This is a genomic window from Candidatus Edwardsbacteria bacterium (assembly GCA_018821925.1).
Lineage (GTDB): Bacteria > Edwardsbacteria > AC1 > AC1 > EtOH8 > UBA2226.
In genome coordinates this window covers 1-13,567 of record JAHJLF010000050.1, presented here as the reverse complement: position 1 = coordinate 13,567, position 13,567 = coordinate 1, and the positions used below count along the sequence as shown (strand labels likewise).

The following is a 13,567-nucleotide window of genomic DNA, read 5'->3' as shown; positions in this document are numbered from 1 at the left end:
GATTATAGTTCCGCTTTTGTCGGCAAGCTGTTATTTTAATCTAAATCGACCCATCTGTCAACAGAAAATTCCCGGGTGATGTCCCGGCCGTTGGCGATATCGGTTATCTTGAATTGGGAGACATTATCCAGGTTGTCCCGCTTCAGGCGGAGGTCGACCTTATACCGCTTTTTGACGTCGTCGGCAAGCTTCCGGCCCTGCCGCTCCAGGTAGTCTATGAACAGGGGGTGGGCCGACACCTCCAGCCGGCGGTTCCGGATATTCCGGTCGGCCTGCAGGAACCAACGCTCCAGCCTGGCGGCCATGGTCTCGGGCGACAGCACCCGCCCGGTGCCATGGCAGGTGGGGCAGCTGTGGGAGAAGGCCTGCCACAGGCTGGGCCGAACCCGTTTGCGGCTCATCTCCACCAATCCCAACGGGGAGATCTCGTAGACCTTGGGCTTGGATCGGTCGTCCTTGAGGGCCTCCTTCAGCTCGGCCAGCACCTTGCGGCGGTTGGCCTCCCGGTCCATGTCGATGAAATCTATCACGATGATGCCCCCGATATCCCGCAGTCTCAGCTGGCGGGCTACCTCCCGGGCGGCCTCGATATTGACCCGGGTGATGGTGCCCTCGGCATCCCGCTTGCCGGTGTACCGGCCGGAGTTGACATCTATGGTCACCAGGGCCTCGGTCTGCTCGATCACTATCCGTCCGCCGCTTTTCAGCCATACCTTCTGCTGCAGGGCTTTCTCGATCTGGGCCTCTATATCATAGGCCTCGAACAGCGGAATGTCCTCCCGGTACAACAGCAGGCGCTTCTTAAGGGCCGGGTCCAGGTTTTTGACGTATTCGGCTATCTGGTCATGAGTCCTTTTGTCGTCCACCACCAGGCTGCCGATCTCCATGGCCGCCAGCTCCCTCAGGAAACTGATAACCATTGGTGGCTCCGAATAAACCCGGGATGATATCTTGGCCTTACGGTAATCACGCTTGACCTGCTGCCAGGTTTTAAGTAAAATTTTAAGATCCCGGCCAAAGCCCTTTTCATCCTCGCCCTCGGCGGCGGTTCGGATCACCAGGCCGTAGCCCTGGGGCAGGTGTTTCAAGAATTCCTCCTTGAGCCGGCGGCGCTCGGCCCGGTCCTCCACCCGGCGGGAGACGCCCACCCTCTCCTCATTGGGCACCAGCACGCAGAAACGCCCGGCAAAGGAGACATGGGAGGTAAGCCGGGGGCCCTTGCTGCCGATGGGCTCCTTGGACACCTGGACCATCACCTCCTGGCCGTTCTTCAAAGCGTCCTCGATCCGCCGGGCGGGTTTGGCTTTGGGCCCATCCTCCGTCTCGAAATCGCCCAGATCGAAAGCGGTATCCGAGAAAGCCAGGAATCCGCTCTTGCCGAAGCCGATGTCCACGAAGGCCGCCTGCAGTCCCGGCAGGACCTTCTCCACCCGGCCCTTGTAGATGTCGCCCACCATCCGCTGTTCGGCGGTGCGCTCCAGCCATAGTTCGACCAGTTTGCCCTCCTCCATCAGAGCGATCCTGGTTTCGTGGCTAGTAGTGTTGATAATAATATCTGTTGCCATAATTTTCTTCCATTTCTTATAATTTGATATCGGCCGGATTCAATGGTGTTTGAAAGCAACCGATGTTTTTTGCTTTTTTATTTTTGGTTTTTCATTTCCTTTAGGAGCCGGTCGATTCCCTTCAGCGTCAGCAGTTCATCAGCCAGGCATCCCCTGAATTCCCGGGCGAAGAGCGTACCCAACCCGCCAGTGAAGATCACCCGGGGGTTGCGCTTGGTGTCCCGGGATATTCCGCCGATCAGTTCTTTGATCATCCCCACGGTCCCCCAGTAAAGGCCCGCCTGAATGCATTCCCCTGTATCCCGCCCCACGAACCGGGGCTTCCTTTTTAGCTTGACCAGCGGCAGGGCTGCAGTATATTGATGCAGGGCCTCGGCCATGGTGCCCGGGCCGGGGGCGATGGCCCCGCCCATATATTCTCCCTTGGCGGTGACCGCATCCCAGGTGACGGCGGTCCCGATGTCCACCACCAGTGCCGGGCCGTCATAGATGCTGAAAGCGGCATAAACATTGATCAGGCGGTCAATCCCCAGCTTCCCAGGATTGCGATAGCGGATATTCATTATTTTGAAATCCGAGTAGTTGATCACCTTAAACCGAATATCCGGCAGTTCTTTGAAAGCTTTTCGAACCCTTGCCGTAAGCGGCGGAGAGACCGAGATCAGTCCAGCCTGGTCTATGGGATAGCGGCTGGCAAATTTACCGATAAAGGCCCTGATCTTTAATGCGCTGATATCCCGCTCATAATAAATGACCCCCTCAGCCAACAATCGCTTTTGTGAGAATACTCCGGCCCTGATCTTGCTGTTGCCGATGTCCAGGCATAGGTTCATGGCTCCATCTCCGTGACGGTTCCGGAACAGCATTTTACGGTCCGGCCCTGCTGGTCGGTCAGCAACAGGCAGCCGTCGCTGTCGAACCCGCTTACCACTCCCCTCAGCCTGATGCCCAGCCCGTCCTGGACCGAGGCCTGTTTGCCCTGGAGAAAGAACCTGGCGGTGAGCCGGCCGGCAAAGGACTTAAAACCCTGCTCCCGGAAAAGCCGGTAATCGTCCTCCAGCCCGGACAGCAGCCCCACCAGCAGGTCCTCCCGGGAGGTGGCCTTTCCGGTCTCTAGAAAAAGCGAGGAGGCCGTATCGCATAGTTCCAGCGGGACCGCCTCGTTGTTGACGTTCAAGCCGATCCCGATGACCGCGTTATCTATCAGTCCGCCGTGGGACTGCATCTCGGTGAGCATGCCCCCCACCTTGCGATTATTGCAGTACAGGTCGTTGGGCCATTTAACCGTCACCGGACAATTGGTGATCCCCTCGATGGTCTCCGCGGCCGAACAGCCCAGGGCCAGGGTCAGGCCGGAAAGTTTGATGGACGGCAGTTCCGGCTTCAGCAGCAGGGAGAAATACAGCCCCGGGCCCGGCGGCGAGTGCCAGCTGTTGCCCTGCCGGCCCCGCCCTGCGGTCTGCTGTTCGGCGATCACCACGGTGCCCTGCCCGGCGGAACCCTTTGATAGCTCTGCCAGGTGGCTGCTGGTGGAATCCAGCTGCTCGAAATAGAAAAGCTTCCGGCCGAATTCCCGGGTCTTCAGGTTCTTTTGGATGTACTTTATATCCAGATTTTTCATATCTTATTAATGAGTATAATATAATTAATGATACATCAAACAGATGATTTTAGCAATAAAAAAACCCCTCTCCAGTTTGGTGGAAGGTTGGGAGGGGTCGCCCCGCATGAGGCGGTCGGGGCACGACATGCCGTGCCCCTGCAATATTATGCCGTATATGCGCCGATCGTCCCGGTAGGTCCCTACAGCTTCCCCGACCGGAATATCGACCAGGCCAGCCACAACCCCAGAAACCCGGCCAGCAGATAACCCAGCACCCCCAGCACCGGGTGGCCCAAAATCTTGACCCCCTTGTCGGCGTGCATGATGATGGACGAACCCACGATCAGGGCGGCGATGATCAGGCTGAAGGCGATGCGGTTGGACACCCGGTCCAGCTCGGCTATCAGATCCTCCAGCCCCTTGTGCTCGAATTCGATGTGCAGCTTCCCCTTCTTGAGCTTGGTGACGATCTCCCGCATGTCCCGGGGCAGGGCGATCACGAAATTATAAGCCCAGCCCAGGAACTTCATCAGGTCCTGGGCTATCTTGCGGGGGCTGCGCCGCTCCCTTAAAAGCTGCTTGATGTAAGGCTCCAGCAGTTCTATCAGGTTGAAATCCGGGTCCAACTTTTTCCCCACCCCCTCAATGGTCATCAGGGTCCTGGCCAGCAGAAACAGTTCCGGGGCCAGCTTCACCTTGTTCCCGGTGAGGATGTTCATCAGCTGGGCGAAGTTCTCGCCCACCCTGACGTCCTTCAGCGAGGTGACATAGTTGCGGTCCACGAAGTCCGAAAGCTCCAGCTCCAGGGATCGGAAGTCGGTGTGCTCATCGGTGGTGCCCAGGGCAGCCGCCGCCTCGCTCATCATGGCCATGTCGCCATGAATTATGCCCTGCAGGATCTTGATGATCTGCGATTTAATGTGGGGGTGCAGCCGGCCGGTCATCCCGAAATCCAGAAAAACCACCCTGTTCTCTTTCAAAACGAACAGGTTCCCGGGATGGGGGTCGGCATGAAAGAAGCCTTTCCCGAATATCTGTTTAAGATAGGCGTTGGCCCCATTGACGGCGATGGTGGGGCGGTCCAGTCCCGCCGCCTCCAACGCCTCCATGTCGGTAATCTTAATGCCCTGGATCTCCTCCATGGTCAGCACCCTGGCGCCGGACTGCTCCAGGAAGACCTGGGGAATGTAGACCGTGGGGTCGTCGGCGAACATCTCCCTGAACCTCTGGGCGTTGGCCGCCTCGATGTTGAAATCCAGCTCCCGGGCCAGGGACTTTTTTAGCTCCCGCACCATGCCGATCAGATTGTAGGCCCGGCTTTCCTCCACATACTGCTCGATCTTGGCCGCCAGAAAGGCCAGTATCTCCAAATCGTTCTCCACCATCTGCTCAATGCCCGGACGCTGTACCTTGACCACCGCCCTCCGGCCGTCCTTAAGCCTGGCCCGGTGCACCTGGGCCAGCGAGGCCGCGGCCATCGGCCCGCTGGAGAAGCTGGAGAAAATATCGCCTATCGGGCGCTTCAGCTCGGCCTCCACCTGTCCCTCCATGTCGCAGAAATGGCAGGCCGGGACGTTGTCCTGAAGCTTTTCCATCTCCCGGCAGAATTCCGGCGGCAGCAGGTCAGGCCTGGTGGACAGCACCTGGCCGAATTTGATGAAGGTCGGACCCAGTTGCTCCAGGGCTGTTCTTAATCGCACCGGCTCCACCATATGAAGGAATTGGCGTTTCTTGATGGGCTGGAAGCTCGTCAGCAGACGGCCCAGCACCCTCTGCTCGGCGTTCAGCTTGTCCACCAGATAGCCGAAGCCGTGCTTGGCCAGCACCCGCAATATCTGGCGCAGGCGTTTGATGTTCTTATAATTCATGTCGCTTTGTTCTCATGATCGAAGGAACGCAAAGGCCGGATATCGGCGATGATATTCCGGCCCGGTCGTCACTTCCGAAAACCTATTTGCGCTTGGCCAGCTTGGCCTTCTTAAGCTGGGCGATCTCGGCCCGCAGTTTGTTCATCTCGGAGCGAGTGGGCACGTTCAGTTTCTTCATCACGGTATGGATGGCATTCTCCACCATGGTATTAAGCTCCTTCTTGCTGGCCTCGCCCTTTTTCATCAGCTTCTTCACCATCAGGTCGGCATCCTTTTTGTTGATCTGGCCCTCTTTCATCAACTCCTTGACCACCTCCTCGGCCTTTCCCTTGGTGACGGCGATGGTGCCCAGACCCAGGGTGATGATTTTTTCTATTGTTCCCGTCATGGCTGATCCTCCCCGTTAAGGTTAATTTCATTTATTTTATTGTATAGCATTGGAGGATGGTTGTCAAGAGAGTTGATCAGAAAATGGTTCGTTCCCCCGGTGCCGTATTGGCCGGAATTATCATGGGAGCTCGGCTGTCAGCCGGTCTGAATCGCCCCAATAATATGCGGCAAAGCAGGGAATTCTGAATTCCTGCCGGAGTCTATACTGAATGCAATGAAGTGCAGGCCTGACAATCCCTCTCCCATTTTTTTTTTGGGGGGGGATTAAGGCCTGCCTACCTATATGGGCTGCTTGCTAATGGCGGGGAGGGGTCGGACCGCCGGGCATACAAAAATCCCTCTCCTGGTTTACCAGGAGAGGGGACAAAGCATGCACTGAGAATGGCCCCGAAGCTAAATCTTCGAAGTGGGGTGAGGTCAATCTGATAATGGGAGGTCCCTATTTTACCTCATCAATAAACGATGTATCAAAGCCGTCGCGCTTCAGCTGATTAAGCAAATCTATCTTGTCCATGGATTTTATGTAGGCATCCTTGGGCTCCACCATTTTCTTTTTGACGATCTCCATCAGGGCGTCGTTCAACATCACCATCCCCATCTTGCGGTTGGTCTGGATGATGGACGGCAGCTGGTAGGTCTTGCCCTCCCGGATCAGGTTGGAGACCGCCGGAATCCCAAACAGCACCTCCATGGCGGCCACCCGTCCACCGCCGATCTTCTTGCACAGGGTTTGGGATAGGACGCCCTTTAGCGATTCAGACAGCATCATCCGGATCTGTTCCTGGCGATCGGGCGGGAACTGCTCTATCACCCGGTCCACCGTGCTGGCGGCGGTGGAGGTATGCAGGGTGCCGAACACCAGATGCCCGGTCTCGGCGGTCTCGATGGCGATGGAGATGGTCTCCAGGTCGCGCATCTCGCCCACCAGAACGATGTCCGGATCCTCGCGCAGGGCCGCCCTCAGGGCGTTCTTGAAGGAATCGGTGTGGCTGCCGATCTCCCGCTGATTGACTAAGCACTTTTTGTTCTCATGGACGAACTCGATGGGATCCTCCAGGGTGATAATATGGTCGCACCGGGTGCGGTTGATCAGATCCACCAGGGCGCACAGGGTGGTGGATTTGCCGGACCCGGTCGGCCCGGTCACCAGCACCAGCCCCTTGGAAAGGTAGCACAGGTTCTGGATGGCCGGGGAGAGCTTCAGGTCCTCTACTGTCACTGTCTTGGTGGGGATCACCCGGAACACGCCGCCCATCCCCTTGCGATCGGAAAAGAAGTTGACCCGGAAACGGGCCAACCCGGGTATCTCGTAGGCGAAATCGGTATCGTTACGTTCCTCAAACTGCTGGCGGTAGCGGGGCCCGGCGATCTCTTTCAGCATTTTTTTGGTGTCCTCCGGGGACATCACCGGGAATTCCATCAGTTTCTTGATCTCGCCGTCTATCCGGAAGCAGGGCCTCTCGGCGGCCGAAAGATGCAGATCCGAGCCCTTGCGCTCCACCAGCAGTCTCAGCAGTTTGTCTATCTCTGCCTCCTTGTGGGCCGCAGTGAAAGCCGGGGAGTCTGCTGTGGCCGAGGGGGCCGGGTTCCCCGGAGCGGCCGCTGCGGCGGACTGCTCCTGATGAGGCGCCGCGGCGCTGGCCGGTAGGAACACCGCCTTGATGCTTTGGCCCTGCATGCTGACCGTTCCCTGGTATTCTCCCAACCCCGGGCTCTTATAGGTGAATTCCACCGTCGGCTGGTCCATCAGCTTCTCCCGTTCGGCCGGGGACATGATCTCCGACAGCAGCCCCATCACCTCCTGGTTGGAAAACTTCTGCTTGGAGACGGCCTGGATGCCGGATGGTGTTTTGAACTGCGGCTCCGATTCGCTGGCCAGGTAAAATTCGGTGGCCCGGTAATCGTTCATTGCCTTGAAAAATACGTCTATCTTTGCCATTCTTATCTCCCTGGTATTACATAACTGATGTGTCTGCGGTTGACTATGTGGGCGGTTTGATCGGTGACCAGCAAAAAGAACCTCTCGCTCTGGTTTAAAAAATCTATGGCCCGGGATTTCTCCGGCGGCAGGTCGATATAGGCCTTTCCGCTCAGCTTGAAGTTGTCGTTGAATACCACCGTCATCGGCTCCTCCTTGATGCCCATAGCCTCCCGGTCCAGATCGGCGGCCTCCACCTCAAGGGCCACCGCCACCTCCATGATCCTGGCCTTGTTGATGATGTTGATGGCTGGGGCGGTGGCCACCTTGAGCACGAAGAATTCCTCCGGCTCGTTCATGAAGTCCAGCACCGTCTCCTGACCGATATGGTTCTTGGCCATCAGGCTCAAAAAAAGATCACCTTTGATCACCTGCTGATCCCGGCATCGCATGGTGACCGTAACCTGTTTTTTCTCCACTGCCAGATGTTGCATTATATCTTCCCCGTTTGCATTTATGAGTTCATCCAGTTCCAGGTATTGCTCTCGGAGCGCTCCAGCCAGTCCCCGCTGCTGGTCAGGTAGGCATAGACGTTGGACAGCGCTTCGTAATGTTTGGTCTCCTCCTCCAGCATCCGCTTGAAGAATTCCTTCTCCGGGCCGTCCACCGCGGCGGCGAAGAATTTCTGGTACATCTTATAACTGTACCATTCCATATCCATGGCCACCTTCATGCCCGAGATATTGTCCGGTTTCTCCCGGGACTTGCTGTGGTTGATCCGGGCGAAGACCTTCTTCATCTCGGCCTCCAGATAGCCGATCTTCTTTCCCTTGGGTTCGGGCCAGCTCTGCCCCTGGGTGATGGCCGAATAGATCTCGTTTATCCGGCCGATATGCTCCACCTCCTGCATGGCCAGCTGGTCGAACAGCCGCTTGGCCAGAATGTTGCCGGTCTTCTCCGACATCTTCAGGTAGAAAGCGGTGCCCTTGCGTTCCAGCTTCAGGGCGGCCTGCAGGGCTTTGGGCATGGCTTTTTTTGTGATTTTCATATCTTTTTCCTTTTCAATAATCCGCCTTATTGTCGTAGCCCCGGCTCTCCCAGAAACCCCTGTAGGTGGAATCGCTGGAGACCTCTATCCGCCGCAGCCATTTTACCCACTTATATCCCAGCTTATCCTCGGCTATCAGCTGAAAGGGAAAGCCCGACCTGGCGGTAAGGGTTTTATTGTTTACCTTATAGGCCAGCAGGATCTTTTTGTCCAGCACGGCTTTCAGCGGCAGGGAAGAGGTGTACCCGTCAGCGGCATGGAATATCAGGGTATTGGCCCCCGGCTTGACAACCGCCAGTTTTAAAATGTCCCCCACCAGCGCCCCCTCGAAAAGCCCCTTGGCGCTCCATCCTTCGACACAGTGCAGGGTAATCAGTTTTTGATATTGATCCATCCCCAGCACCTGGCGATAACTCAATTCCTGTTTGACCGACACCAGGCCGTCGATGGTCAGGCGGTATTTAGCGGTATCCACCTCCTGCGGCCCCTGAATGGAGTTGTCCCGCAGTTTCTCGAAATCGGTCAGCCTCTGGCCCTGGTATTTTTTTATCTCCACCCGCCCCAGGTCTTTGGCCTTCCGTAAAGTCGTTCGATTGTTATCATCGGCCGATGAAGAGCAACCGGAGACGGCCAGCATCACAACACCCAGAAGAATGGCCGCGGAATATCGGATATCCATAGTGCCCTCCGTCAGAAGCTATGATACAATAATTGCCCGCCATAGTCAATTGAAAACCCAAGGGGATAAGACCACAATGTTATATCGTTGACCCCAGGCTCTCGATCTTCATCAGCAGTTCGGACTGCCCCTCGGAAGTGTTGACATCAGCCACCGTGAACAGGGGGTCGATCTTCCTGACCGCCTACAGCATGGAGCCAACAGCAAACAGAAGCAAATTTTAGTTCTTATCCCTCCCCTCCCGGTCAATAACTTCTTCGGCCTTCTCCACCCGGAGGATTATTTTTCCGGACTGGACCTCCAGCCGCCCGGTAAGATTCATTTTCTTCCCCAGAAAATCGGACATCACTTTGGGCCGGCGGGGCTGGTTGGGGCCCGGCCTGGGCGGTGGAACCCCCTGAGGAGCCCAGGCAGTCACCTCGATCTCCCCCCCCTTATTTCCAGTCAGCACCAGCCTAAGATCCGTGAAATAATTGCCGCCAGCATTTTTCAGGACCCCTTCGGTTTCCAGCAGCCGATCCGAAAATTTGCCGGGATCTTTGGCAATCACTTCAACTTCAATCTTGAGAGACGTTCCCACCGGAACAACAGTTTTCTGGTGACAGCATGAAGCAGCGGATAGCACGAACAAGATGGCTACAAAGCCTGTGATTTTAGACATCATTTTCTCCCGATTAATGAAATTGAGATCCACTCCGAAAAACAGACGAACGAGGTTGGAATATCCAACCTCGTTCCGGCAGGGCCAATTAAAAAGACTTGGCTATGGCAAAGATGTTCTTCAGTTTGTCGTTGGTGTCCCGCAGGCGGGTGGAGAGGGTTTTTATGAAGACCGCCATCAGCTTGTAGGCCATCTCTTTGTCCTCGGCCATCAGCTTTTTGAAATCCCGCTTGTAGATGGCCAACAGCTTGACTTCGCCCTCGTGGGCGATAGCGGCCGCCGAACGGGGAAAGTCGTCGATCAGGGCCATCTCCCCGAAATAATCCCCCGGCCGCAGGATCTTCAGGGCCTCCTCCCCAACCCCCGGGACCATGGTGGATATCCGAACCTGACCCTGGTCGACGATATAGAAGGCGTCTCCTATCTCGCCCTCCTGGAAGACGGCCGTCTCTTTTTCATATGTTTTCTCATAGGCCAAAGTCAGGATCTTCTCCAGCTCCGGCTGGGTCAGATCGTTGAACAGGTAAACTTTTTTGAGCAGATCGGGGTTTTTATTGGATGCTCCCATGTTGCTGCCTTCCCGCCCGTCAGGGCAAATCATTCCATCTTCTGGATATCCAGCGCCCGGTTGACATCATCGTTGGAGATATACCCCAGATCGACCAGACACTCCCCCAATCGCTTGGCGGAATTGTCCATCTGGCTTCTTCTGGCCTGATTGATCTGCTCCAGCGAGACATGGCCCAGAGAAACCATTATTTCTCCGATCAATTTTTTCCGACCCATTTTCTTCAACTATCCTGCGTCAGTTCAACAATGGTCACCTGGTGGGGACCTGTTTGATGAGCCTGATCTTCTCCCCCACCACAATATCCTCGACCTTGGAATTGGTGATGACCGCAGCCGCGGTATTGTTCCTGGCCGATAACACCTGCAGCCGTCCGATTATAAGCTCGGGAAGAACATTTTTGCCGCCCCGGTCGGGATCGCTGGCCTTGGTTCCGGTGCGGTAAATCTCGAAAACGTCGCCCGGCATGATCCCGTTGGCCAGGCCCTTGTCGATATACACCGTCTTATACTCGGTGGCCGAAGTGTTGGTCTGTTTGAAAGCCACGATACATCCCTCGTTGGATTTTTGCACCGGCAGCGGGGACACATCCTTGGGGACTATTATCTGGACGTAAGGCCTGAAGGCCTCCTTGCGGGATATGCCGTCAAAGGTCTTTATCAGTTTGGCCCGGGAGGTTTTCTCCTCGATATCGGTTACCTCCAGAACGCCTACTATATTGATGATCCTGCCGAGGTTCTTTCCGTTCTGGGGATGCTTCACTTTCTGGCCCACCCGGTACAGGGCGTGCTTATCGCCCGGCTTGGCGCCGTCCCGCGAGCCCAGGTTGATATACACCGGATCGTTTGACATCAGAGCCTCGATGTCCTTGCGGTCGCTGCCGATGATATGGCCGGTGGGCTTGTCCAGTTCATCGCTGATGAAGCCGGCCTCGAAGGCCATCAGCTCCGATACCACCGGGGTCGGTCTTTTAACATATCCCATAGCCTGGGTTTTTCTTACCGAGACAGCCGGGGTCTCCTCCATGGGCTCCGGTTCATAGACCATCTCCTCGACCGGGACCTCGGCTTGCATCTCGGGTTGAGCGACTGCAGTGTCGGGCGCGGTCACCTGCTCCGAAAGGGTCTGGGGAGGGATCACCAGATCCTGGCCGGGATAGATCCAGTGGGGATCGGCGATGATCTCCTTGTTGGCCTCCCAGATCAGGGGCCAGGAGAAGGAATTTTGCATATATCTCCCGGCCAGCTCCCACAGGGTTTCGCCCTCCACAACTTTATGGACCACGTTGCCCTGTTGGGCGGAAATGATCCCCGCGCTGAAAAGAAATCCGGCTATAACCATCAACGCCAACAGTGACCTGTTCTTAAACATGCTCCGCTCCTTTTCCAAAAAAGTTTATTTTTTCTCGTTCTGGGATGTCGCCCGGACGTACTTCATGCGCAGATCGTACAGCAGCTCGTCCAGCAGCCTGGATTCATCCGAAGTAAGGTTTCCGGCGGTCTTTTTCTGCATTATCCCCAAGGTGTCGATATTGTGCTTGGCCAGCTCCAGGTTGGTTGTGGTCTTCTGATTTGTGGGGTCTGGCACCAGTCCCAAATTTACCATCGCCGATGTGCCCAGCATATAGAAAAGGGATTCTATGCTGGCCGGCGGCAACGGTTGTTTAATTTCATCAGCCATAATGCTTTACCTTTATACTATACTTATACTTTTACCATATTTTTACCCAAAAAGCAATATTTTTTTTAAAAAAACTTGCAACCCATGTGCGATTAGTAGTAGAATAACATAAACTTGCCAATAGGATACGGTTATATGAATAAAAATATCAACTGGATCGAGATCGACCGGCCAGCGTTGATCAGTAATGTCCGGGCCTTCCGAAAGCTGCTGGAACCGCAGGCCAAATTCATGCCGGTGATAAAATCCAACGCCTACGGCCACGGCTTGCCGGAAGTGGCGTCAATACTGGCCAGATCGAAACTGGTGGATTGGCTGGGCCTGAATTCTTTGGATGAGGCGGTGGCCTTAAGAAAACAGGGCATCAGGAAACCGTTGTTGCTGCTGGGCTATGTGCCCTTGGTCCGCCTGGGCGAAGCGGCCCGGGACGACATCCGGCTGACGGTATACAACAAAGAGACCGTCCTGGCCCTGGCTAAAATAAAAGTTCAAAAAAAGATCCGCCTCCATATAAAACTGGAGACCGGCACCAACCGCCAAGGAATTGACCTGCCTGAAGCCATAAACCTGGCGGCCCTGATAAAAAAATATCCCCATCTTTTCCTGGAGGGCTACTCCACCCACTTTGCCAACATCGAAGATACCACCGACCGCAGCTACCCGGACAGCCAAAAGGATAGATATCTCAAGATGATCGCCAGGCTGGAAAAGCTGGGGCATTCCGCCCCGGTGAACCATGTGGCCTGCACTGCTGCCGCCCTGATATTCCCCGATACCCACAAGAACCTGGCCCGGATCGGCATCGGTCTTTACGGGCTGTGGCCCTCCCGGGAGACCATGCTGGCCGTCCGGGACCGCGATCCCGGGTTCAGGCTGGAACCGGTGCTGTCATGGAAGACCCGGGTGGCCCAGGTCAAGACCGTTCCCTCCGGCTCCTTCGTCAGCTACGGCTGCACCTACCGCACCACCCGAAAGACCAGGCTGGCGGTCCTGCCGGTGGGTTATTACGACGGATATGACCGCAAGCTCTCCAACACCGCCCATGTGCTGATAAAGGGCAAAAGGGCGCCCATCAGGGGCCGGGTCTGCATGAACCTCTGCCTGGCCGACATCACCGATATCCCCGGCGTTAGGCTGGAGGATGAAGTGATACTGCTGGGCAGGCAGGGCAAGGAGCAAATCAGCGCCGAACAGCTGGCACAATGGATCGGCACCATCAATTACGAGGTGGTCACCAGGATCAACCCCCTGCTGCCCAGGATAATAGTGTAGAATATGAAAAAGTTAAATATCCGCGGCATAGATACTTTCTTTTCACCCTCCTTCGAGAAGGGCGTTTATATTTATTCACTGATCGTATCTTTCATCTATCTTGTATTCGAATTCTTTAATATAAGATTATTCACCGGAAATAATGTAATATCATATCTCCTTTATTTTTTCCCGCCAATAACCAGTATGGTTGTCTCCCTCGTACTTTTAATCAAGAGAAACAAAAACAAACATATGTTTGTCTGGCAGGTTTTAAGTTTGGCAATTTTTATTGCTGGGCATTTCTTCCCGTTTTATTACGATATTTCTAAACCT

At 55.5% G+C, this 13,567-nt stretch carries 16 protein-coding genes; 2 read left to right on the top strand and 14 right to left on the bottom strand.

Annotation, left to right across the window (positions count from 1 at the left end; translation table 11 throughout):
• Window positions 1–35 precede the first annotated feature (35 nt).
• The 14 genes from KJ869_05505 to KJ869_05440 all read right to left on the bottom strand — a co-directional run bounded on the left by KJ869_05505 (window position 36) and on the right by KJ869_05440 (window position 11,980).
• Window positions 36–1,565: an Rne/Rng family ribonuclease gene (locus KJ869_05505; protein ID MBU1576646.1), complete on the bottom strand. Its 1,530-nt coding sequence runs from the start codon at window positions 1,563–1,565 to the stop codon at window positions 36–38.
• Between the two features lie 77 nt (window positions 1,566–1,642).
• A complete protein-coding gene (locus KJ869_05500) occupies window positions 1,643–2,398 on the bottom strand; it encodes a type III pantothenate kinase (GenBank protein ID MBU1576645.1) in 756 nt (251 codons plus the stop codon).
• Window positions 2,395–3,186, bottom strand: coding sequence for a biotin--[acetyl-CoA-carboxylase] ligase (locus KJ869_05495; GenBank protein MBU1576644.1), 792 nt, complete (start codon window positions 3,184–3,186; stop codon window positions 2,395–2,397). Before KJ869_05495 ends, KJ869_05500 begins: the two co-directional genes overlap by 4 nt.
• A 182-nt stretch (window positions 3,187–3,368) precedes the next feature.
• Window positions 3,369–5,036 carry a ubiquinone biosynthesis protein UbiB gene (locus KJ869_05490; protein ID MBU1576643.1) on the bottom strand — a complete coding sequence of 556 codons (1,668 nt, stop codon included), beginning with the start codon at window positions 5,034–5,036 and terminating at the stop codon, window positions 3,369–3,371.
• Between the two features lie 82 nt (window positions 5,037–5,118).
• Window positions 5,119–5,424 (bottom strand): phasin family protein, encoded by a 306-nt coding sequence (locus KJ869_05485; GenBank protein ID MBU1576642.1) that lies wholly within the window; start codon window positions 5,422–5,424, stop codon window positions 5,119–5,121.
• Between the two features lie 441 nt (window positions 5,425–5,865).
• The gene (locus tag KJ869_05480) at window positions 5,866–7,104 is read right to left on the bottom strand and encodes a type IV pilus twitching motility protein PilT (GenBank protein MBU1576641.1); all 1,239 of its coding nucleotides are present in this window, start codon (window positions 7,102–7,104) and stop codon (window positions 5,866–5,868) included.
• A gap of 263 nt (window positions 7,105–7,367) precedes the next feature.
• Window positions 7,368–7,838, bottom strand: coding sequence for a hypothetical protein (locus tag KJ869_05475; protein ID MBU1576640.1), 471 nt, complete (start codon window positions 7,836–7,838; stop codon window positions 7,368–7,370).
• A gap of 20 nt (window positions 7,839–7,858) precedes the next feature.
• Window positions 7,859–8,392 carry a ferritin family protein gene (locus tag KJ869_05470; GenBank protein MBU1576639.1) on the bottom strand — a complete coding sequence of 178 codons (534 nt, stop codon included), beginning with the start codon at window positions 8,390–8,392 and terminating at the stop codon, window positions 7,859–7,861.
• A gap of 13 nt (window positions 8,393–8,405) precedes the next feature.
• Entirely contained in the window at window positions 8,406–9,071 is a 666-nt protein-coding gene (locus KJ869_05465; GenBank protein ID MBU1576638.1) for a molybdopterin-dependent oxidoreductase, read from the bottom strand.
• A gap of 220 nt (window positions 9,072–9,291) precedes the next feature.
• Window positions 9,292–9,732: a hypothetical protein gene (locus KJ869_05460; GenBank protein ID MBU1576637.1), complete on the bottom strand. Its 441-nt coding sequence runs from the start codon at window positions 9,730–9,732 to the stop codon at window positions 9,292–9,294.
• 88 nt (window positions 9,733–9,820) lie between these two features.
• A complete protein-coding gene (locus tag KJ869_05455) occupies window positions 9,821–10,300 on the bottom strand; it encodes a cyclic nucleotide-binding domain-containing protein (protein ID MBU1576636.1) in 480 nt (159 codons plus the stop codon).
• A gap of 29 nt (window positions 10,301–10,329) precedes the next feature.
• A complete protein-coding gene (locus tag KJ869_05450; protein ID MBU1576635.1) occupies window positions 10,330–10,518 on the bottom strand; it encodes a hypothetical protein in 189 nt (62 codons plus the stop codon).
• A gap of 34 nt (window positions 10,519–10,552) precedes the next feature.
• Window positions 10,553–11,671: a LysM peptidoglycan-binding domain-containing protein gene (locus KJ869_05445; protein MBU1576634.1), complete on the bottom strand. Its 1,119-nt coding sequence runs from the start codon at window positions 11,669–11,671 to the stop codon at window positions 10,553–10,555.
• Window positions 11,672–11,695: 24 nt separating this feature from the next.
• Window positions 11,696–11,980 (bottom strand): DUF1844 domain-containing protein, encoded by a 285-nt coding sequence (locus KJ869_05440; protein MBU1576633.1) that lies wholly within the window; start codon window positions 11,978–11,980, stop codon window positions 11,696–11,698.
• Between the two features lie 135 nt (window positions 11,981–12,115).
• Between KJ869_05440 and alr the strand changes: the two genes are divergently transcribed.
• A complete protein-coding gene (gene alr / locus KJ869_05435; protein ID MBU1576632.1) occupies window positions 12,116–13,252 on the top strand; it encodes an alanine racemase in 1,137 nt (378 codons plus the stop codon).
• 3 nt (window positions 13,253–13,255) lie between these two features.
• A partial coding sequence (locus KJ869_05430; GenBank protein ID MBU1576631.1) for a hypothetical protein occupies window positions 13,256–13,567 on the top strand: 312 nt, incomplete at its 3' end.